This window comes from Algihabitans sp., from assembly GCF_965226985.1.
In the GTDB taxonomy this organism is placed as follows: Bacteria; Pseudomonadota; Alphaproteobacteria; order Kiloniellales; family DSM-21159; genus Algihabitans.
In genome coordinates this window covers 4,268,462-4,288,458 of the sequence record NZ_OZ245712.1, presented here as the reverse complement: position 1 = coordinate 4,288,458, position 19,997 = coordinate 4,268,462, and the positions used below count along the sequence as shown (strand labels likewise).

General features: G+C 60.2%; 24 protein-coding genes. 19 read left to right on the top strand and 5 right to left on the bottom strand.

The genetic code is table 11. From position 1 onward, the window contains the following. Nucleotides 1-142: 142 nt before the first annotated feature. The 15 genes from gvpA to ACO054_RS19630 all read left to right on the top strand — a co-directional run bounded on the left by gvpA (nucleotide 143) and on the right by ACO054_RS19630 (nucleotide 10,207). Complete coding sequence (gene gvpA, locus ACO054_RS19700; RefSeq protein WP_421708292.1) at nucleotides 143-397, top strand: gas vesicle structural protein GvpA; 255 nt, start codon at nucleotides 143-145, stop codon at nucleotides 395-397. Between the two features lie 185 nt (nucleotides 398-582). After that, nucleotides 583-1,329, top strand: a complete 747-nt coding sequence (locus tag ACO054_RS19695) for a hypothetical protein (RefSeq protein WP_421708291.1) — start codon at nucleotides 583-585, stop codon at nucleotides 1,327-1,329. 37 nt (nucleotides 1,330-1,366) lie between these two features. Beyond that, entirely contained in the window at nucleotides 1,367-2,410 is a 1,044-nt protein-coding gene (gene gvpN / locus ACO054_RS19690; protein ID WP_421708290.1) for a gas vesicle protein GvpN, read from the top strand. Then, nucleotides 2,407-2,703 carry a hypothetical protein gene (locus ACO054_RS19685; protein WP_421708289.1) on the top strand — a complete coding sequence of 99 codons (297 nt, stop codon included), beginning with the start codon at nucleotides 2,407-2,409 and terminating at the stop codon, nucleotides 2,701-2,703. Before gvpN ends, ACO054_RS19685 begins: the two co-directional genes overlap by 4 nt. 148 nt (nucleotides 2,704-2,851) lie before the next feature. Continuing rightward, nucleotides 2,852-3,367 carry an Hsp20/alpha crystallin family protein gene (locus ACO054_RS19680; protein ID WP_421708288.1) on the top strand — a complete coding sequence of 172 codons (516 nt, stop codon included), beginning with the start codon at nucleotides 2,852-2,854 and terminating at the stop codon, nucleotides 3,365-3,367. Between the two features lie 78 nt (nucleotides 3,368-3,445). Beyond that, entirely contained in the window at nucleotides 3,446-4,252 is an 807-nt protein-coding gene (locus ACO054_RS19675) for a GvpL/GvpF family gas vesicle protein (protein WP_421708287.1), read from the top strand. A 25-nt stretch (nucleotides 4,253-4,277) separates the two neighbouring features. Next, nucleotides 4,278-4,523 (top strand): gas vesicle protein GvpG, encoded by a 246-nt coding sequence (locus ACO054_RS19670; RefSeq protein WP_421708286.1) that lies wholly within the window; start codon nucleotides 4,278-4,280, stop codon nucleotides 4,521-4,523. Between the two features lie 9 nt (nucleotides 4,524-4,532). Continuing rightward, nucleotides 4,533-5,015: a gas vesicle protein GvpO gene (gene gvpO, locus ACO054_RS19665; RefSeq protein WP_421708285.1), complete on the top strand. Its 483-nt coding sequence runs from the start codon at nucleotides 4,533-4,535 to the stop codon at nucleotides 5,013-5,015. A 14-nt stretch (nucleotides 5,016-5,029) separates the two neighbouring features. Beyond that, a complete protein-coding gene (locus tag ACO054_RS19660) occupies nucleotides 5,030-5,380 on the top strand; it encodes a gas vesicle protein (protein WP_421708284.1) in 351 nt (116 codons plus the stop codon). After that, nucleotides 5,380-7,524: a CDC48 family AAA ATPase gene (locus ACO054_RS19655; protein ID WP_421708283.1), complete on the top strand. Its 2,145-nt coding sequence runs from the start codon at nucleotides 5,380-5,382 to the stop codon at nucleotides 7,522-7,524. Before ACO054_RS19660 ends, ACO054_RS19655 begins: the two co-directional genes overlap by 1 nt. Continuing rightward, nucleotides 7,521-8,426, top strand: coding sequence for a GvpL/GvpF family gas vesicle protein (locus ACO054_RS19650; RefSeq protein ID WP_421708282.1), 906 nt, complete (start codon nucleotides 7,521-7,523; stop codon nucleotides 8,424-8,426). Before ACO054_RS19655 ends, ACO054_RS19650 begins: the two co-directional genes overlap by 4 nt. Next, nucleotides 8,419-8,652, top strand: coding sequence for a gas vesicle protein (locus ACO054_RS19645; protein ID WP_421708281.1), 234 nt, complete (start codon nucleotides 8,419-8,421; stop codon nucleotides 8,650-8,652). The genes ACO054_RS19650 and ACO054_RS19645 overlap by 8 nt, the downstream gene beginning before the upstream one ends. After that, a complete protein-coding gene (locus ACO054_RS19640) occupies nucleotides 8,627-9,349 on the top strand; it encodes a GvpL/GvpF family gas vesicle protein (protein WP_421708280.1) in 723 nt (240 codons plus the stop codon). Before ACO054_RS19645 ends, ACO054_RS19640 begins: the two co-directional genes overlap by 26 nt. Continuing rightward, a complete protein-coding gene (locus tag ACO054_RS19635) occupies nucleotides 9,346-9,726 on the top strand; it encodes a gas vesicle protein K (RefSeq protein WP_421708279.1) in 381 nt (126 codons plus the stop codon). Before ACO054_RS19640 ends, ACO054_RS19635 begins: the two co-directional genes overlap by 4 nt. A gap of 169 nt (nucleotides 9,727-9,895) precedes the next feature. After that, the gene (locus ACO054_RS19630) at nucleotides 9,896-10,207 is read left to right on the top strand and encodes a hypothetical protein (protein ID WP_421708278.1); all 312 of its coding nucleotides are present in this window, start codon (nucleotides 9,896-9,898) and stop codon (nucleotides 10,205-10,207) included. A gap of 234 nt (nucleotides 10,208-10,441) precedes the next feature. Here the strand turns inward: ACO054_RS19630 and ACO054_RS19625 are convergent, their stop codons facing one another. Both ACO054_RS19625 and ACO054_RS19620 read right to left on the bottom strand, forming a co-directional pair. After that, nucleotides 10,442-10,897: a M23 family metallopeptidase gene (locus ACO054_RS19625; RefSeq protein ID WP_421710391.1), complete on the bottom strand. Its 456-nt coding sequence runs from the start codon at nucleotides 10,895-10,897 to the stop codon at nucleotides 10,442-10,444. Nucleotides 10,898-11,215: 318 nt separating this feature from the next. After that, nucleotides 11,216-12,682, bottom strand: a complete 1,467-nt coding sequence (locus ACO054_RS19620) for a sensor histidine kinase (protein ID WP_421708277.1) — start codon at nucleotides 12,680-12,682, stop codon at nucleotides 11,216-11,218. A gap of 975 nt (nucleotides 12,683-13,657) precedes the next feature. Here ACO054_RS19620 and ACO054_RS19615 point away from each other — a divergent pair. Together ACO054_RS19615 and trhA are read left to right on the top strand one after the other, a co-directional pair. Then, nucleotides 13,658-14,242, top strand: coding sequence for a PAS domain-containing protein (locus ACO054_RS19615; protein WP_421708276.1), 585 nt, complete (start codon nucleotides 13,658-13,660; stop codon nucleotides 14,240-14,242). Nucleotides 14,243-14,780: 538 nt separating this feature from the next. Further along, nucleotides 14,781-15,461 (top strand): PAQR family membrane homeostasis protein TrhA, encoded by a 681-nt coding sequence (gene trhA / locus ACO054_RS19610; RefSeq protein WP_421708275.1) that lies wholly within the window; start codon nucleotides 14,781-14,783, stop codon nucleotides 15,459-15,461. Nucleotides 15,462-15,494: 33 nt separating this feature from the next. Here trhA and fabI read toward each other — a convergent pair whose 3' ends face one another. Further along, the gene (gene fabI, locus ACO054_RS19605) at nucleotides 15,495-16,265 is read right to left on the bottom strand and encodes an enoyl-ACP reductase FabI (RefSeq protein WP_421708274.1); all 771 of its coding nucleotides are present in this window, start codon (nucleotides 16,263-16,265) and stop codon (nucleotides 15,495-15,497) included. Nucleotides 16,266-16,688: 423 nt separating this feature from the next. On the opposite strand from fabI, the gene ACO054_RS19600 reads away from it, so the two are divergent. Then, nucleotides 16,689-17,495 carry a hypothetical protein gene (locus ACO054_RS19600; RefSeq protein WP_421708273.1) on the top strand — a complete coding sequence of 269 codons (807 nt, stop codon included), beginning with the start codon at nucleotides 16,689-16,691 and terminating at the stop codon, nucleotides 17,493-17,495. A gap of 415 nt (nucleotides 17,496-17,910) precedes the next feature. Here the strand turns inward: ACO054_RS19600 and ACO054_RS19595 are convergent, their stop codons facing one another. Further along, complete coding sequence (locus tag ACO054_RS19595) at nucleotides 17,911-18,204, bottom strand: DUF1330 domain-containing protein (protein ID WP_421708272.1); 294 nt, start codon at nucleotides 18,202-18,204, stop codon at nucleotides 17,911-17,913. Nucleotides 18,205-18,311: 107 nt separating this feature from the next. On the opposite strand from ACO054_RS19595, the gene ACO054_RS19590 reads away from it, so the two are divergent. Continuing rightward, the gene (locus tag ACO054_RS19590; RefSeq protein ID WP_421708271.1) at nucleotides 18,312-19,061 is read left to right on the top strand and encodes a glucose 1-dehydrogenase; all 750 of its coding nucleotides are present in this window, start codon (nucleotides 18,312-18,314) and stop codon (nucleotides 19,059-19,061) included. 23 nt (nucleotides 19,062-19,084) lie between these two features. Here the strand turns inward: ACO054_RS19590 and ACO054_RS19585 are convergent, their stop codons facing one another. After that, on the bottom strand, nucleotides 19,085-19,993 hold the full coding sequence (locus ACO054_RS19585; protein ID WP_421708270.1) for a 3-hydroxybutyryl-CoA dehydrogenase: 909 nt from the start codon (nucleotides 19,991-19,993) through the stop codon (nucleotides 19,085-19,087). Nucleotides 19,994-19,997 lie beyond the last annotated feature (4 nt).

Sequence of the window (19,997 nt, the reverse complement as noted above, 5' to 3'; positions counted from 1 at the left end):
TCCTCCGACGGGCGCCATCCCCTTACGGATAACCCGAGATAAGATAAAGATTCTCATCAAATATCACTCCCACTGATTTGCTGGTCTTCTACCTCTGCCGTTTGACGCGACTTCCTAATCGCACGACACAAAGGAAAACCACATGGCTATTGAGAAATCTGCTGCCTCGAACAGTCTTGCTGAGGTGATCGACCGCATTCTCGACAAGGGTATCGTTGTCGATGCCTGGGCTCGCGTCTCATTGGTGGGTATCGAACTTCTGGCGATCGAAGCCCGCGTCGTTGTCGCGGGCGTGGACACCTACCTGAAATACGCCGAGGCGATCGGACTCACGTCCAACGCCTCCGAGGCTGTCGCCGTGGGAATCGGCGCGAATCCCGAGCCGGCTTACCTCTAGCGCCGGCAAAGGACCGTGCGACTGGATCTCCGGTACCGGATGTTGGGCTAGCCTCTCCCCTGTCAGCGGCCCTTCCCCCCTTCCGTCTGCCGGAACCAGTCGCACGGATCTTCTCGAGACAAACCCAATAGCGGCCAACTCTGAAGGACCCTGAAGCGATGACCAGCTATCGAGACTTCCACGAGTTGATCCAGACGATCGATGCCGCATCCCGTAAGCGGGAGATCGATACCGATGTGCGAGCCGTCGAATCGGCGGCACGCCGCAGTGCCGTCGCGCACCTGCGCGCCGCCGCAAAGTCGCAACTGTCTCACGCCCGCACGGAACTTCAGGATCTGAAGAACCAACGTAGCTTCGTGCGGCGGCGCATACGGGATGAGATGCGCGCACAGCTCCTGAACCTGAACGCCGATGTCGACAGACTCCGCGATCAGGTCCGAAAGACAGTCAGTGCGCTCAAGGATACAACCGGTGACCTCGCCGTCGAGCGACAACAGCGGACAGCGGCTTTTCGTGCTAGCTTAAGTCAGCAAATCGCCCAACGCCGAAACGACACGCAACGCCTTCTGACCGAATTCGGCGACCTGCGTGCTGAACGGGCCGCCAAGACACGAACGAAACTTTCGAGCGGACTTAGCGAACTCCGCGCCGCCACAGCCAGCGCGCTTGCGACACATCGCGCCGAACGCGCAAGGTTGAGTGCCGGTTGGGCCGCGATCAGACAGCGCCAGGCTGTGCGTTCCAGCGCCCCTCTTCCACTCACTCTATCTGATCCGCGCCAGGATCTCAGGGTCGCACAGACTCTGCTGTCATCCGCTTCATCCGATTCAAGGGAGCCGAACGTCGTTCAGTCGCCGCTCGCCGACCCAGCAGGTCGACCTCAGGGTCTGGCGCATCGAGAAACAGCATCCCAGGGACAGGACCGCAGCTGAAAGCCGTGCGAGACGAGGCGCCCCTGAGGAGAGCGATATGAATGCCATCGGCCAGACCAAGGCACAGCAGTCACTGCAGAAACCGCAACACCAACCACGGCCCGGCTTCATTGAGAACGACCGGCTGGCCGAACTGGCCAACCGTATGCGTGCCTACCTGCGTGCAGGTATCCCGGTTCATCTGCGCGGCCCAGCCGGCTGCGGCAAGACCTCGATCGCGATGCATGTCGGCAGTTCGCTCAACCGCCCGATCTCGATGGTCGTGGGGGACAAGAACATGACGACCGCCGATTTGGTCGGCGCCAAGTCAGGCTATCAGACAACCCGTGTCGTGGATAACTTCGTGAACTCTGTCACCAAGGTAGAGGAGAACGCAATCCAAGGCTGGCAGGATCATCGCCTGACGGTGGCCTGCCGCGAAGGTCACACCTTCATCTACGACGAGTTCAACCGCTCCCCGGCTTCGGCGAACAACGTCTTCCTAGGTGTCTTGGAGGAGCGCGTTCTCATCCTACCGGCGCACAACAAGCGTGAAGAGTACCTGAAGGTACATCCGAACTTTTCGCTCATTCTCACCAGCAACCCAACCGAGTACGCCGGAACCCACACGGTGCAGGACGCCCTAGCCGACCGGATGATCACGATAGAACTGGATCATCAGGACCGGGAAACCGAGATCGACATCACCCTGGCGCGGTCGGGCGTATCTCGTGCTGTGGCAGAAAGGATCGTCGACTTCGTGCGCGCCTACCGCAGCTCCGGCGCCTACGACCAGACGCCGACCATGCGCGCATCGATCATGATCGCGAAGATCGTGGAAGCCGGCGCTCTGGAGCTGACAATGCGAAACCCCTTGATCGGACAGATCTGCGCCGACGTGCTTCACGCCAGGTGCGGGAACGCAAGCGATCGGACGCTTCACGCGGTCAGAATCCGCTTTCTGACCGAACTGGCGCGCCACCACTTCGACGGCGCCCCTCGGCCGATCCTTGCCGAAGAGACGGCAAGAACGGCGACATCCGGTGAATTGCCGGTCGGAACCCAGACACCGGAGATCACCGCAATCGGAGGCACAGCATGAGCGACTACTCCAAAGCCCGCGGAATGCACAACATCATCACGCCCAGCGAGCGCGCGGATCCGCTTCTGGCAAAAAACCGCGGGAGACTGATCACCAAGCTGGCGCGTCTCAATCATCAGAAGCTGCTGCTCGAGCGTCTCAACCGGGTTTGGATCGAACAACAGCAAACGACACTGGCTCGCCTGCAGAGACTCAACACACAGATCGACGCCATCAACGCCGTGACCGGCATTTCGATGTCAACGGAGCCTAGGAGTCGGACCGCGGCAGGCAAAACAGAACAACCGAGCTAGACGGACGAAAGCGGCCTTCGTGGATCGTCCGAGAGAAGGAGATGACGTTATGGCGAATCGCCCATCACCACCATCCAGCATGCCGCCACCGCGTGGTAGCAGCGCTCAGTCCAGCCTTTTGCTTGAAGGTCTTACACTGCTGGCGAAAATGGCGGGACAAGCCTTGGAGCAGGGCACGACCGAGCTTTCACGCAGCGTTCGGGTTCCGCTAGGCGGCGGCTCGGGCGCAGCGGGCGAAGGCCCGGGTGTCCTGGATGCCAGCTTGCGTGTGCGCAGTTGCAGTGAAGCCGCCGCAGCGGCAACGGACGACAGCACAGCGCGCTCCAGGGAATCGGCCCCGCAGACGCGTCTACGGGAACCCTTGGTCGATGTCTTCGACGAGGACAGCGAGATCGTTGTCGCCGCCGAGGTACCGGGCTGCGGTATCGAGGACGTCGATGTTTCGATCGCAGACGACGGATATAGCCTCACGCTGACGGCCAAGGGCGTTCGCGGCTACCGCCGACATCTTGCTTTGCCGGCATCGGTCGACCCGACACCGATCGAAAAGAGCTGCAACAACGGCATGTTGAACGTTCGTTTGGGCAAGGGTGGCGATCGTTCGACGACAGCGGCATCGACAAGCGCAACTTCAGAGACCGACACACCGGAAACAGCGGCATAGACCGTTCTTGTGAGACGGCGGTCACGACCCGCTCGGGCCCGACTTCAGCTTTCACCTATGGATAGGAATGGTCAAGCAATGGCTTCACATCTACCTAACGGCACCGCTCCAACTTCCGATGCAAATGTTTCGGATCAAGGCCAATATCTCTATTGCGTCATCGCCGGGAACGAACCTCTCACATTCGACGTAGACGGCATCGGGGGAGCCGGCGATAAGGTCTACAGCCTGCCTTTCGACGGCCTATCGGCCGTGGTCAGCGCCTCCCCAGAGGCCGAGTACGACGGAACGCGCCGGAACTTGACGGCACATATGCGGGTTCTCGAAACCGTCATGGCGGATCACACCATCGTGCCGATTCGTTTCGGCAGCGTGGCGCCGACGCCGGACGCCGTCAATGAGACTCTTCTGAAGCCACAACGCGACACCATTCGAACGGTTCTCTCGGAACTCGAAGGGCGCGCGGAAATGGGCTTGAAGGTCTTCTGGATGGAAGGCGTTCTCTACGCCGAAGTTCTCGCGGTTCGACCGGACATCGCCCAACTGCGCGACGCACTCATGGGGCGGTCTCCAGACGAGTCCTACTATGAACGCGTGAAGATTGGCGAGCTGCTGGAGTCCGCGGTCACCGAAAAGCGGTCCCGGGAAGCCGAGGAACTTCTCAACTACATTGCACCCTTGGCGCACCGGATCAAACGACTCGATGCCCTGGGAGAGCAGATGGTTCTCAACGTCGCCCTGCTGCTGGACCGCTCAAAGATCGAAGCGCTGGAAGAGACCATCGCGAAACTGGACGGGGTCCACGCCGAACGGCTGCTCTTCAAGCTGGTCGGGCCGACCGCGCCCTATAACTTCGTCGATCTGATGCCGACGCCACAGGCCTAGTGCGGTTGGCGGGGAGTACCTTCCGGTGGGCCTTCTCAAGACCCTGTTGACCGGACCCGTCACAGCACCAGCCAAGGGGTTCATGTGGGTCGCCGGCAAACTGGCCGAGAAGGTCGAAGCCGAAGTCTTCGATCCGAAGAAGATTCAGCAAGAGATGGAGGACCTCCAGCTCCGCTTCGACCTGAACCAGATCACGGAAGCCGAACTGGAAGAGGGAGAGACGATCCTGCTGGAGCGTCTCAAAGCAATTCGCGAAAGCCGAGGGAGATAGGGAAAGACAATGACAGATACCATCGATACGGCGGACCCCACGGCAACGGCCACTCCGACGCCGCCGGATGCGACTTTGCCACAGCAGAGCATCGATCCGACACCAAAAGCACCGGCCATGACCGGCGAAGTTGCCCCCGCACCTGAGCCGGGCGTCCCGCCAAGCGGGCCGGAGGCTCAGCCGCTGCCGCAACCTCAGTCCGTGCCAGAAGCGGAAACCGCTCCTCCGGCCAAGCCGCTTCTAACCGTCGTCCAAGCAGCGCGACGCGCTAAACAGCAACTCCAGGAGATCACCGGCCTGGACGTCGCTACGGTTTCGGCAATGGAAGAATACGAAGGCGGATGGCGTGCCTACGTCAATCTCGTCGAGCTCCGTCGTGTACCGACGACCAGCGACGTGCTCGCTACCTACGAAGCGGTGCTTGACGCAAAAGGAGAACTGGAGACTTACAAGCGGCTTCGGAGATTCTTGCGCGGCCAGGTCAACGACTGAGGGGCGGCGAGACGATGCAATATGCCACCGGTGGAACCAACCTGGCCGACATCCTGGAACGCGTGCTCGACCGAGGCGTGGTTATCGCCGGTGACATCACCGTCTCTCTCGTCGAGATCGAACTATTGACGATCAAGGTGAGGCTCGTGATCGCCTCCGTCGATCGCGCACGGGAGATCGGCATCAATTGGTGGGAGAGCGATCCCGCCCTCTCTATCGGGGCGCAACAGTTGCAGACGGAGAACCGCGACTTGCGCGAACGAATCGAGCGCCTGGAGCAGCTCACCGGACAGCAGCCGAGCGGGCCGGAAACCTTGACCCATTCCAGCGAGCTCGCAGAAGACCTTGAAAAGGAGAGCAGGTGATGACTCGGGCGACTGAGACTTCCCTTCCCGAGAGTTCCGTCGAGACTTACAGCGACAGTCTGCGCGTTGTCGAGGCGATGGCGAAAGATACCGGGCGAGGCATCGCGCGTCTGGATCCACGTGACATGCGTGAACTGGGTCTGGAAATCGGCGACGTCATCGAGGTCCTGGGTAAACGGGCCGCACTCTGCAGAGTTCTGCCGACGCATACCGATCAACGCGGAAAGCGCCTCATACAGATCGACGGCATCCTGCGCGCGAATGCGGGAACCGGACTGGATCAGCATGTCACCATACGTCGCGGGGTGACTCGCCGCGCGCGCTCCGTCGTGCTGGCGACGGTCGAGTCGTCGGGACGCAACCTCCCCTCGCGCTACCTGACCAAGTTGTTGGACGGCATTCCCGTTCAACGCGGCAACCGTGTGCGCGTGACCCCCTTCGGTCCGCAGCCCCACACCTTTGTCGTACAGCGAACGGACCCACCTGGTCAGGTGATCTTCGACCGAACGACCCAGGTGCGCTGCGAGGGGACCGCTGAAGCTACCAGTGCGGTGACCTACGAAGATATCGGCGGTCTCCACAAGGAGGTCCGGCGTGTCCGCGAGATCATCGAACTTCCCCTGAAGCATCCCGAGGTCTTCGAGCATCTTGGCATCGATCCGCCCAAAGGTGTGTTGCTTTATGGCCCACCCGGAACCGGAAAGACGCTGATCGCGCGCGCCGTCGCGCACGAAGCCGGCGTCTATTTCATTCACGTCAACGGACCCGAAATCATCGACAAGGTCTACGGCGCCAGCGAAGCCCATCTGCGCAAGATCTTCGAGGAAGCCAAGCAGCACGCTCCAGCGTTCATCTTCATCGACGAGGTCGATGCGATCGCTCCAAACCGGACGCAGATGAATAGCGATCGTCAGATGGAGCGGCGCGTGGTCGCCCAGTTACTGGCCTTGATGGATGGTCTGAATACGCGCGGCCAGGTGATCGTCGCGGCTGCCACCAACATTCCGGACAGTATCGACCCGGCCTTGCGTCGACCGGGCCGCTTCGATCGGGAAACCGAAATAGGTGTTCCGGATCGCGAGGGGCGGCAGGAGATTCTCGAGATTCACAGCCGCGGCATGCCTCTTGGCGAGGGCGTTACGCTTGACGATCTGGCCGGGATGACTCACGGGTTCGTCGGCGCGGATCTGGCGGCGCTCTGTCGTGAGGCAGCCATGGCCGCCGTTCGACGTCTGTTACCGGACATCGATCTCGATGAAGGCGATCTGCCGGTCGACAAGGTCAGCGAGCTTCGTGTCGAACGCAGCGACTTCGACGAGGCCCTGAACGAAGTCGGTCCCTCGGCCCTTCGCGAGATCGCGGCGGATATCTCCGAGACACGCTGGAGTGACGTTGGTGGCCTGGACGAGGTTAAACAGACGCTCCACGAAGCGGCTGTCCTGCCCTTGACGCACGGCCCGCTGTTTACTCGCATGGGCGTAAGGCCACCGCGCGGTATCCTGCTCCATGGCGGACCGGGCCGGGGCAAGACGTTGCTGGCCCGCGCCCTGGCCGGCGAATGCGAAGCGAACTTCATAGCCGTCCAAGGCCCGCAGCTGGTCAGCATGTGGGTCGGCGAGTCGGAACGCGCCGTGCGGGAGCTGTTTCGTAAAGCCAAGCAAGCACGGCCTTGCGTCATGTTCATCGATGAGATCGACGCCTTGGCTCCCCGTCGCGGCTCGGGCGAGGATCCGGTTTCCGAACGTCTGGTGGCTCAGTTCCTGGTCGCACTCGACGGCATGGAGCAGCTTCAGGATATCACCGTCATCGCCGCCACGAACCGGGTCGATCGCCTAGACCCCGCCCTGATACGGCCGGGACGTTTCGACTGTCTGATCGAGCTCCCGCTGCCCGATGAAGCCCAGCGCGAGGCGATCCTGCGAATTCATACCGGCCGTATGCCGCTCGCAAACGACGTCTCCCTCTCCGCCCTGTCGCGGAATGCCGCGAACTGGTCGGGCGCCGCCCTCGCAGCTCTCTGCCGCAATGCCGCGGTTCGCGCGATCCGTCGGCGGCTCAGTCCAGATGCGGCAGGCCCGGCGGTCGTCACGCGCGACGACTTCGAGGGCGCTCTCGAAGCAACGCGGCGGGAGGCAAGCGCATGATCGGAGCTCAGACGACCGCTGGATCGCGACGAAAGAAGCAGGGCAGAGAAAGCACACTTCTCTACCTCTACGGCGTGGTTCCCCTGCCGGTGGAGACGCCTGAGGGCTACCTCAAGATAGAAGGTTTGGAACAAGACCGCCCTCTCTATCTGATTCCTTTCGACGGTCTGGCGGCGCTGGTCAGCAAGGTGCCGCGCCGCGTTTACGCCGAACAAGCCTTGAAGGAAAGATTCCAGGACCACGACTGGGTTCAGGCCCGCGCTCTCGCTCATCATCGGGTGCTGAGTTCGCTACCTGCAGGACCTCTTCTGCCCTTCAAGTTCTGCACGCTTTTCACGGGCGAGACCGCACTGCTCCGTGCTTTGGCCGACCATCGCACCGATCTGCAGGCCGCCTTCACAGCCATCGGCGGCGGACGCGAATGGGGCGTCAAACTCTTTGTCGACTATGGGGTTTTCTGCAGCTACCTCAAAGCCACTTTGCCACATCTGACGCAGCTAGCCCGACGCACTTCGACCGTCAGCCCCGGTACGGCCTTCTTCCTGAAGCGCAAGCTGGAAACGATGGCCAGAGAAGCGGCTGGAGGTGCGGCCAGCGAACGCGCGAGAGCAATTCACAAGGTCATTTCACGATCAGCACAAGCCGAAAGAATACAAGCAATCCGGTCTCAGGAATCCGACAGGCCCGCAAAGGAGCTGCTTTCGAACGTGGCCTACCTGGTGCCGCGGGGTGGAGAGACTCGTTTCAAGCAGGTGATTGCCGAGCTCGCGCGACGTCATACGACGGCCGGCCTTTCCTTCGACGTCGTGGGTCCTCTGCCGCCGTACAACTTCGCCACGATCGACATGGAGCGGACGGCGGTAGGCCGAGCTCCGCTCCGCGACGGTGATCGCCATGCCTGACGTCTTGGAGACATCGGCACCGGTACAGCGCATGGTTCTGGCCGAACTCCTGGACCGCGCCCTGACGAAGGGGGTGGTCCTGCGGGGCGATGCCGTCATCTCCGTGGCTGGCATCGATTTACTCTATCTCGGGCTGAAGGCGGTCCTTGCCTCGACAGACACAATGGAGAGGCTGCTCGGCGAGCGGACAGGAGAGACAAGTGATCTACCTCTACGCCCTTTGTGAGACGGACTACTTCCCTTTCCCCGAGCTGCCGGGACTGGACGACCGTGTTGTACGAGCCATGCCTTGTGGTGATGTCACCTTTGCAGCAAGCGACGTGATGGCATCACCCACTTGCGATCTCGCATCGATCTGCCGACACGAGGCCGTTATCGAGAGCCTGTCGGCACGCCGCCCGACCTTGCCGTTTCGCTTCGGTACCGTTGTGCCAGACCTGGCGACGATCGACCTGGCCATTAGCAAGCGGCTAACGGCGGTTCTCGCCAATCTGGACCGCGTCACCGGCTGTGTCGAGCTGGGTCTGACCGTAATGCCGGCCGCAGAGGAGGATGGCGAACCCGACAGCGATGCAGCGAAAGAAGCGGTCGGAAGCGGACAAGACTATCTAAACGGCTTGCGCCGAAGAGAGACCCTTCGCCTCACCCGCCGGGAAGATCTGCAAGCTAAGGTCGGAGGCTTGAACGCAGAGCTGCGACAGCTGTCGCGTTGCAGCCGCCCACTGTCTTCGGAACAGCCGGGAGACACTCTTCGTTTTGCTTACCTTGTTCCATGGAACGCCATTTCCACCTTTAAAGCGAAAGTCTCGGCAGCACAGAAGAAGGGGGACATGCCGGCCCTTCTGGCGTCCGGTCCCTGGCCGCCATACTCCTTCGTAAAGCGCGATCTGCTCGTGCTCGCCGAACGGGAAGCCTCGCGATGACCGACTGGACTCCGAGCAGCAAGGTGCTCTGGGCGGCGAAGGAAAGCGAAACGTTCGAAGTTGCCGGAGACTGTTCACCGGAAATCGCCGACCTGCCCTCCCGCGTCGACCTGGATCCGGATACCGTCGACCGAGGCCTGACCAAGCTTGTTCTCAGCATCGTCGACCTGATCCGTCAACTTCTTGAGCGTCAAGCCCTACGCCGGGTCGACTCCGGTCGCCTCAACGAAGCCGAGATCGAGCGTCTCGGCGAAACTCTGATGCGTTTGGATGAACGTATGCAGGAGCTCAAGGCGGCGTTCGGTCTCACCGACTCCGATCTGCGACTGAACCTCGGCAGTCTCCAAGACCTGGATGCACCGCCTGCATCGGAGTGATGTCCGACACGGCAACGACGACGGAAGAGCCAGCCCGACGGCAAGGGCCCGCATGCTTTGACGCGCTTCCCGGACCTCTCTGGTTTTCCCCAAATTGCGAAGCAATCGGCAGCTCGAAATACTCGATTTGTGAAGTCAATTTACCGAAAATATCTGTCCGGAGAACGAAATGTCGAGTATCGATCAAGACCTCGTAATGAAACTACGGCGCCACCTGAGAATTATTTCGCATAACAGGGGCAGGATTAAACTTCGGTACCGCATCGGCGCCGTGAGTCTTTTCAAGCAGATCGAGAGCACAACTGGCGGACGGCTGCTTGACGCGATCGACGGCGTTCACAAGGCTAACGTCAATCCGCTCATGTTCACACTGACCATCCAGTACGATGCCGATCGAATCGAACCGTCCTGGTGGGAGGACTTGATTCAAGAGAACGACGAGACAGCCCGGCAGGTCTTGGATCGCCTGAGCGCGGCCTGACTAGAGCGCAATCGTGTTTGACGGAAGCGACTTCGCTTCCGTCAAAAACGTGAATCGCACTCCAAACCTGTGATTAGAGTAAGATTCACGCCTTAGGTGGGGTCGCCGGAGCGATTCCACCTAAGGCGATCCTGCTGTAGAAGGCTCGCCCCCAGGAGGCTGAAACGTTCCCTTGTGGAAGACGAACGTTTCAGACTCCGGAGTAGATTCACCAGGCGATGCCATTCGGAGACGTCACTGAGCCGTCAGGCATCCCTCGACCTGCGCGGGATCGACGGCATAGTCGTATTCACGAACACCGATCGGTCCATTCCAGCGCACCTTTGCGTCCGGCACATCCCGAAGCAGCGAGAAGTGGAGATGCGGTCCGGTGCTGCGTCCCGTGCTGCCGACTGTGCCGATTGTATCGCCAGCAGTCACAATATCTCCGGGTCGTACCGCAAAGGCTTCCAGATGCGCGTAGACCGCGTATAGACCTAACCCCGGTCGACTGCCCGACCCCAAACGCTGCATGACAACGCGTCCGAACGTAGGGTGCATGGCTGCCCGTACAACGGGACCGGGGCCAACCGCCTGCACGCGCGTACCGACGGCTGCCGGGAAGTCGACGCCGGCATGCCAACCGTCACCCCGAGGTCCGAAACCGCTACTGACAAGTGGGAGTGGATCGAGCGGCGGCACTCGGCACATGATGGGTGTGGGCGCCTCGGCCGTTGCCGCAACACAGAAGACCAGCACCACACACCGCGCAGCTGCTCGGAGAAGTCTCTTTACTTTGAACACGACGCCTACTGATCAAGGAATCTCAGCCAACGCCGATTTTATTCAAATGAATATCTCACCCTATTTTATGAGAACCCCAATACTTGCACTGGGAAGTCGAAATTTATTTCAGAATACGGAGTGTCACGAACTGAAGACAGCGGAACCGAACAGGCAGAACACTGCGTTCGAAAGTTGTGCAAGAAGATAGGCTCGTCGGAGCGTCGTCCCAGCCGGCTGACTCGGTCAGGCAACCATATCGGCCGAAGCTTCGGAGCGGCCGCGCAAGGTAACGCGTTCCGCGGGAAAGCACATGGTTGCAACAGTCCCTCGGCCGGGTTGACTGGTTAACTCGAGGCTACCGCCGTGCAAGCGCATCAGATCGCTGGCAATGGCCAGCCCCAAACCCGTACCGCTGCGGTCATCGGCAACACCCGGACTAAGAGTCTCATAAGGCTTCATCAAACGGTGTATTTCGGTATCGGGAATTCCAGACCCGGTATCCGCCACGCTCAAACGGAGGGTGCCGTCCTCAAAGCGTCTAGCCGAGACCTGGATCTTTCCTCCGACCGGAGTGAACTTCACCGCGTTAGAGAGAAGGTTGATCAGGATCTGACGAATCTTAAGCGTGTCACCTGCGAGATACGGCAAGTCATTTTGCAGGTCGCAAAGCAGGGTCACCTCGGCTTGATCGCTTCGGTCGCGCATCATGGCCAGAGCTGCCTCAGTCGTTGTGGCCAGATCGACGTTTTCCTCCTCCAAAGTCATCCGCCCTGCCTCCGCCCGTGACAGGTCGAGCAAGTCATTCACCAGATTGAGAAGATGCTCTCCGCTTCTGCGGATGTCGTGGGCATATCCCCGGTATCGCGGACTACCGAGCGGCCCAAAGAGTTCATGCTCCAGCGAATCGGAGAACCCGATAATGGCATTCAGCGGTGTCCGTAGTTCGTGACTCATAGAAGCCAGGAAATTGCTTTTGGCGCGATTGGCTTTCTCGGCCTTCTCAGCCATGAGGCGGGTCTCTTCCCGAGATATCTCAAGCTCTTCGACCGACTGGACGATCTTTCGCGCCAAAGGCCGGAATATGAAGATCGCCTCCAGGAGTAAGAGGGTCAGCATCGCGGCGAAGAGACCGATTTCGAACTTCTTCAGCCAATCCACCGTTCCGTCGCGCTCGCTGGCAAGCACGTCGGAAATCAGATCGTATCCTTGAGGAATGAAATTCATACCGGCGAGATTGAGTGCCAAGAGTTCGGCATGATCACGCTTCACCTGGCCCGGCGGCAAATCGTAGAAAGCCCGGGCGTGCGCAATGAACCGTCGCACCTGCTGGTCGAAAGGATTGCTTCCAGCCAAAAAGAGCTGTCGCACCCGCCCAACGTCTGCCAGGGAAATGCCTTGATCAGCATCGCCTTCCATCAAGAGGTTTTGGCGACGTTCCATGGCCTCGATACTGCGAAGCAGTTCACGCTGGTAGTCGGAACGATCCGGTTCGTTGGTCGCCGCGACATAGGCATTCGCAAAGAAGGCCAAGCGCTGGCTTTCCGCCTGCTGCTGGATCACAAGGCGGAGCAGATCGGCCTGTTTTTCCTCGGCAGAGATAGTGATCACCAAGATGGCGAAGGCGCCCGCGGAGAGGGAGGCGATGAGCGCTAAGGCCAGGCCGTACCGCCATACGATTGCCGAGGCCAGTCGCCGTTGTAGGCTCGCCATGTTTCAGAACCCTTTTCGGAACTGCTCTCGCGTACAGCTTTGCTGAGGGTCTAGAGCGCATATCTAAAGATAGAATTGACGAAGTTGACACTACCTTTGGCTTCAAAAATATGACGCCGCCATTTTAGTGGGAGACCTGCGTTTCGACAGCTGTGCTGGGGGTGCCCGTCAAGGCGTCGAGTATGTTTCACCAAGCCGAGCGCAGCACAGCGACAGCAGCGTTTGCAATCGTGCACTCGGTTTTCAGTCGCTCTATGACTTTGGTCGCTCGACAAGCTTCGACGAAGATATCGGCGCGCGGAGGCACCGAAAACGCCAGAGCACGGAAGGCCGGCCTGCGGCTTGCTCTAGGCCTACAAAGATGAGAAAGGCCGACACGTCTCAATTTACATGCGATTGTATTTCATAAGTTCTGATATCAAATTCTCCGTTACGAGAATATGAAGCTCAGCGAATTCTAAATTTAGTTGATGAAATCGATCTGGAAATGATGCAGCCCATCAAGTAATTGAGAAAATACCGACACCCTCAACCTAGGTGAGTATTTTTTATTCGATCCCGGAAGAGCCATATATTTAGCCGAATAGGAGAAATATATCGACCGCCAGTCTTCAACTCACACCAACTCACCCAACAAACCGATACTGGCCGTGTGGATATGAGGCGATCTAAGCCTTGCCGGCCACTCGGCTTTAACTATAAGTTAACCTGAACATTAGGAACGTAACCCTTTGCGGATCACTGCGGCTGCAAGAAATTCAGTTGGGTTCATGTTGGCGAACTACAGTGAAGGGGCCTTTAGCCGGACTAACGCGAAACCACAACGACGCAGCAGAAGCTGTGACTGGTAGAAACGCTGTCAGGTTCCGGCGTGACACAGGGGGCAAGTCCGTGAACGCACCGATCATGGAGGGGCGGCGGTTTAGATCGCTCCGACAAAATCGCATCTCAATGCCGACCGAAGCGGAAATCTCGGTGTCACGCCTTGGAACCGACATCATGGCGAGCGAGAGCAGCCTGCGCCGGAAACTCCTGGAAGCCGGCTACCATGTTAAGCTGGTCGACACCGTAGCCTACTGGCGATCTCTCCATCGGCGTGGACAGCTACCGACCCGCGCTGACATAGATCCGGCCCAAATACGGACCCTTCTGCCGTGTCTCGCCTTACTGGACGCGCAGACTCCAGATGGGACGCCCCGCTATCGTCTGGCGGGCACAGGTGTCGTCGAACTGTTCGGTCAAGAGCCGACAGGACGTCCGGTCGCAGCGATCAAGGGGCCGCTGCGCGACTTCCTACTGGACTCTTGGGACGATCTAAACTCACTCGAGATGTCGGTGCTCGATCATGAGAGCGGGCTCGAACATAAGGGCGGACGGCTCGCAACCTTCCGCGACGACGACGCACAGCTCGGAAGCCTATATCGCTACGAGGGAGCTTTCTTGCCGCTGTCGGGCGCGGGTGGTGCGCGTGTTCTACTGTGTTTGCTACGCCGCTTCATCAGCGATGCAACCAGCTCAGTCGGTCGAAATCAGACTCGGCTCTTCGGCCGACCCGCCTGACTCGGCGTCAACGGACCTTAGGCTCAATCGATAAAGCTTGGCCGGTTACTGAAATCCAGTCTTCGAAAACAGCCGTTCGCGGTTGAGCCGACGATAATTCGGCCTTACGCGCGCCGCCAGGCCGCAATAGCGGCGACCCGACGCAGACCATCCGCAGCCTGCTCAAGTTCAACAGCCGCAGCCGGGTCTTCGGGCTCGGAGGCAAAACGGTGGGCAGCCGCCCGATATCGCTTCCAAGCCTCTCGCCGAAAGGTCCCGGACTCTCGTGGTCGGCTGAGCGGCACAGGCTGGAAGTCGGGCTGAGGGACAGAACTAGGCGACATCTCTACGGTCTCCCTATCGTTCGTCGTTATCCAAGCTTCCCTCTCCCCATTGTTTGTACAGTATGCCAGACCACAAGCTCGCTGGCACGTAACCGCTCTATGACAATCCACCGGTTAAACGTCGCCGAGGCGTCGACCCCGAGACATCTCGAACTCCACTGATGAAACCTTTAGTGATTTCACTCGGATCGTCGCCAACCCCTAAGCTAGTTCTCATGAGTAATGTCGAGAGAAGCGACCAGCGCTATACGCCAGCTGAGGAGGTCGTACATGCCGCCCTCCACGGTTTCGGCGCCGTCGCCAGCGCCGGCGGACTCATCTTTCTACTCTGGTTGGCTTGGGAGCGCGAAAGCGCGACCGCGACCCTGGCAGCAGCGATCTACGGTAGCAGTCTCATTCTCTGCTACCTGGCCTCGACGCTCTACCACGGGCTACCGCCCGGCCGCGCGAAACGGGTCTTCCTGGTTTGCGATCACTGCGCCATCTATCTGCTGATCGCCGGCACCTACACACCCTTCACCTTGCTGGCTCTCGATCCGCCGATCGGCACGGCGCTGTTCGCGGCCGTCTGGGCCCTCGCCCTGGCAGGCGTCGCGCTGGAGGTCGTTACACGGCTGTTGCCGCGCGGCCGCCGGATCGCTTGGTTGTCCGTGCCGCTCTATCTCGGCATCGGCTGGTTGGGACTGGCCGTCGCAGGCGAGGAAATCGTTGCGTCCCTGCCGCCGACGGGCTTGGACTTGCTGATCGTCGGCGGGCTTCTCTACACGGGTGGCGTGGTCTTCTATCTTTGGCGGCGCCTTCCCTTCAACCATGCGGTTTGGCACGGACTCGTGCTGGTCGCCAGTGCGGCGCACTTCGTTTCGGTAGCCGCTTACGTCATGCCGGCCAACGCCTAACTCCCAACGCCGGAGGATTGAGTCTCCGGCCGGTCAATCCATGATCGAGTAACCGCCGTCGATATAGGCGAGCGTTCCAGTGGAGGCTGCCGCCTCGTCGCTCGCCAGATACACCGCCAGGGACCCGATCTCCTCAATGGTTACAAGCCGCTGCCCGGGGGCCCTTTCGCGCGCCTGATCCATCAGAGCTTCGAAACGGTCGAGACCGCTTGCGGCGCGCGTCAAGAGCGGACCGGGTGAAATGGCGTGGGCACGGATGCCTTTCTCGCCCAACTCGGCAGCCATGTAGCGCGTTGCAGCTTCAAGCGCGGCTTTCACCGGCCCCATCAAGTTGTAGTGCTGTACGACCTTCTCGGCACCGTAGAAGGTCACGGTCATCAGACACCCGCCGCCAGCCTTGGCCATCAGAGGCTCTGCCAGCCTAGCCATCCGGATGAAGGAGTGGCAGGACACGTCCATGGCCTGCTGGAAACCGGTCTGACTGCAATCGACGACCCGGCCGTGCAGATCCTCCTTCGGCGCGTAGGCGATCGAATGCAGCAGAAAGTCGAGCCGGCCCCAGCGAGCCTCGATCTCCTCGAAGACCGCCTCCAGTTGACCGGCTTCGCGAACGTCGCAGGGAACGACGATTTCAGCTCCCAACTCATCCGCCAGAGGCCGTACGTGGGGTTCCGCCTTCGCATTGAGGAACGTCACTGCGAGATCCGCGCCCTGCCGGCGGAACTGGCGGGCGCAACCGTAGGCAATCGACTTGTCGTTGGCGATCCCGACGACAAGACCGCGCTTACCTTCCAACGAGAACATGATCTCTCCTTCGCAGATGCAGCATTGCCGGCAATCTAACGTTTCTGTCTGACCTGTCGATGACGGCGCAGCCACTTTCCGCGACAACCTGCGTGACGACCCCTGGCCTTATAGGCGAGGAGCCCTTAGAACGTTTTTCAATGACTGGTCTTTCATTATAAAATTTTTGCTACCATTGGATGCAATCTCGACTATCAGCGCACTCACCGCACTGGGAGAATTCACATGCGAGACTGCCGCCGGGAAACGGAAGGAAACATGGTCACCAATGGAGCAAGAGTGCGGTTCACGTGTGTGACGTAAGCCGTTTGGCTTTCTTCACTTAGGACCGCGTTTGAACCGAGCCTGACAAGCTGCCGCCATTCGGTCTCGGCTCTGTGCGACTGGGGTTCGACGCTAGCTTGAAGAATCGGAGCCACCGCTATGAATGCCGACGTTACCACTGCAAGAGTTGCGACCGCCGGAACAGTCACTGCCGGAGCTGACATTCCGAACCAAAGGCTTTTTCCGCAGAATTGGCCGCCTCTCGACCCAAATACCCTAAAGCTCGCCGAACGACTGGCGCGTCTCTGCGAGGCGTCGGGCATCCTCCTCGATATTCAGCGAGGTCCGCAGACCTGGGTCGAAACCATTTCGGAACAGAACGGGTGGCTCAACCCGACCTTCGATCCAATGTGCTCGGATCTCGACGAGAGCAACAGCGGTTCGGTCGTGCTGCGAAGGGCAGACGGACGCTTCCTGGCTTGCAACGCCGTGCGCTTCTTCGAAATCGAGAGCTTCGCAGCACTCCTCAGAAGCGGTGGACTGTTTCATAGGCCGGGACACAGGAATCGGACAGCGATGCGCCCGATCCTACCGAGAGCCTACGATCTCAGCGGCAGAATTTCCTATTCGGGAGGCACGCTCGTCGATCCTGCGATGCGTGGACGGGGGTTGGCTTTGCTGACGACCCGCTTGGTGCGCCTGATGGGTGAACGCTTCTTCCGGGCGGACTGGCATACGGGAACGATTTTCCACACGCGGAGAAGCGAACTGCCTTCGAAACCCTACGGCTTCCAGCGGGTCTTGCCTTGCCTGGAAGCTCTGACGATTCCCGAACGGCAGCAACCCCAAACGCTGTTCCTGGTCGAACTGAGCCGTTTGGAGTTTCGTCGGCAACTGGCCGACAACGTCGCTCGCCTAACGACCGAAGGCCGCCAGAACCTCAACGACCTCGCCTTGCTGACCTGACGAAAGCGGAAGCAGGACCAGAAACACCTCGGCCTCCCCAACGGTCACCAAGCGGTAGTAGGCCGGGCGAAGATGCAAGCGGGGTCCGGCAGCAGCGCGAAACAGAGCTGCAACGACGGCAGGTGGTCGTCCTGACGGTTCGGAGTTTAGAAACTCGGTCCGTGCCGTCATGCCGTAAACCAGAAGATCGCGTCGCTGAAACCGCGATGCGGGAGGCAGATGCGGGGCGAAGCTCGCTGTCTGCGCGTCATAAGCCGCAAGCAGCCGTCGTAGACCCGCATCATCCCGGACCGCAGCGATAAAGCAATCGGACCCGACTGCTTGAAGCCGAGCCTCGGACCGGCTAGGCCGGCTCCATCCCGTATCGCCAGCAGGAAGCGTCATGCGACGTCCCTACCCCCCCTTTGACCTGTCGCTAGGGCAGCGCCCCGGGAAGAATCGCAAGTGTCCCTCGGGAGGCCTGCTGCCGGATCGGTAGAATCTCACGATACTCCGGAGAGTCGTAGAAGCGCTGCGCCGCCGCTTCGTCAGGAAACTCGATCACGACCACGCGGGGCGCCGGCCAATCGCCTTCCAGAACCTTGGGCTCTCCACCGCGCACCAGAAAGCGACCGCCGTACTGTGCGATCACTTCGGGCGTGCGGGCACGATAGCGATCGTATGTCTCGACATCCTCGATATCGACCAACCCGACGACATAAGCGGACATCGGTATCCTCTTTCTCTTTTGAACGACTCTCCGCACACCGGCTTTGCCCGACGCGCAGTCGTATGATTTCATTCGATTCGCAACAAAACAAGCTAGAGGCGGACACAATGCGGTTAACCGACAAGGTCGCTGTCGTCACGGGCGGCGGTTCGGGCTTCGGAGCTGGAATTGCCCGGCGCTTCGCGATCGAAGGCGCGCAGGTCGTCATCGCCGATATCGATCGCGCGGCCGCCGAAACCGTACTGCAGGAGATCGGCGGCAACGCGGTAGCGGTCGAGGCGGATGTCACGCAACGCGAGCAGGTCGCGCGCATGATCGACACGACGGTCGACCACTTCGGCAGACTCGACATCCTGGTGAACAACGCCGGCTACAGCCACCGCAACGCACCGCTTCTTGAGATCACCGAAGCCGATTACGACCTCTGTTTCGATGTCAATGTGAAGGCGATCTTTCACGCTACGCAACTGGCGGTGCCAGTCTTCCGCAAGCAAGGCGGCGGAGTGATCGTGAACACCTCGTCGACGGCCGGCCTGCGCCCCCGCCCGGGTCTGAGCTGGTACAACGCCACGAAAGGCGCCGTGAACACCTTGACCAAGTCGCTGGCCGTGGAGCTGGCGCCCGACCGGATCAGGGTCAATGCGATTTGTCCGGTCATCGGGGAAACGGGTCTGCTGGAAACCTTCATGGGTGTTGCGGACACCCCCGATGCCCGCGCAAAGTTCGTCGCGACCATTCCGCTGGGGCGCCTGTCGACGCCTCAGGATATCGCTACGGCTGCCGTCTTCCTGGCGAGCGACGAAGCAGCCTTCATCACCGGCGTTCTGATGGAGGTGGACGGGGGCCGCTGCGTGTAAGCGCTACGGAAGCGCCGTCCCGCTCAGCGCGTGGGAACCGGCTTCTCACCGCTGTAGTCGTAGAAGCCTCGACCGGCCTTTCGGCCGACCCAGCCAGCTTCGACGTACTTCACCAGCAGAGGACAGGGACGGTACTTCGAGTCGGCCAAACCTTCATACAGCACGTACATGACCGCCAGGCAGGTATCCAAGCCGATGAAGTCGGCCAGTTCCAACGGCCCCATGGGATGGTTGGCGCCCAGTTTCATGGCCACGTCGATGGCCTCGACCGTCCCAACACCCTCATAGAGCGTATAGACGGCTTCGTTGATCATCGGCAGCAAGATGCGATTGACGATGAAAGCCGGGAAATCCTCGGCCGCCACAGGCGTCTTACTCAGCGCTTCGGTCACTTCGCGGACACGCTGGAAACAGTCGTCAGAGGTGGCGATACCGCGGATCAGCTCGACGAGCTGCATCACCGGCACCGGATTCATGAAGTGCATCCCCATGAAGCGTTCCGGGCGATCCGTGGTCGCAGCTAGTCGGGTAATCGAGATCGAGGAGGTGTTGGAACAGATCAGTGCGTCGGGTTTCAGAACCGGGCACAGCTTGACCAGAATATCGCGTTTCAACTCTTCGTTTTCAGTCGCAGCCTCGATGACCAGCTCGCAGTCTTCGAACAGGCCCATTTCGGTGCTGGTCCTGATGCGTTCCAACGCACCGTCCCGATCGGACTGACTGAGCTTCTGCTTCGAGATCTGCCGGTCCATCTGCCGGGCAATGCCGGCCAGAGACCTCTCAAGAGCGTCTTCGGCGACATCCTGCAGCCGGACTTCATACCCGGACAGGGAGCAGATCTGCGCGATACCGCTCCCCATCTGTCCGGCGCCGATGATTCCGATGGTGCTGATTTTCTCGGGATAGAGCGGTGCGTTAGCGGTATCGGACATCGAC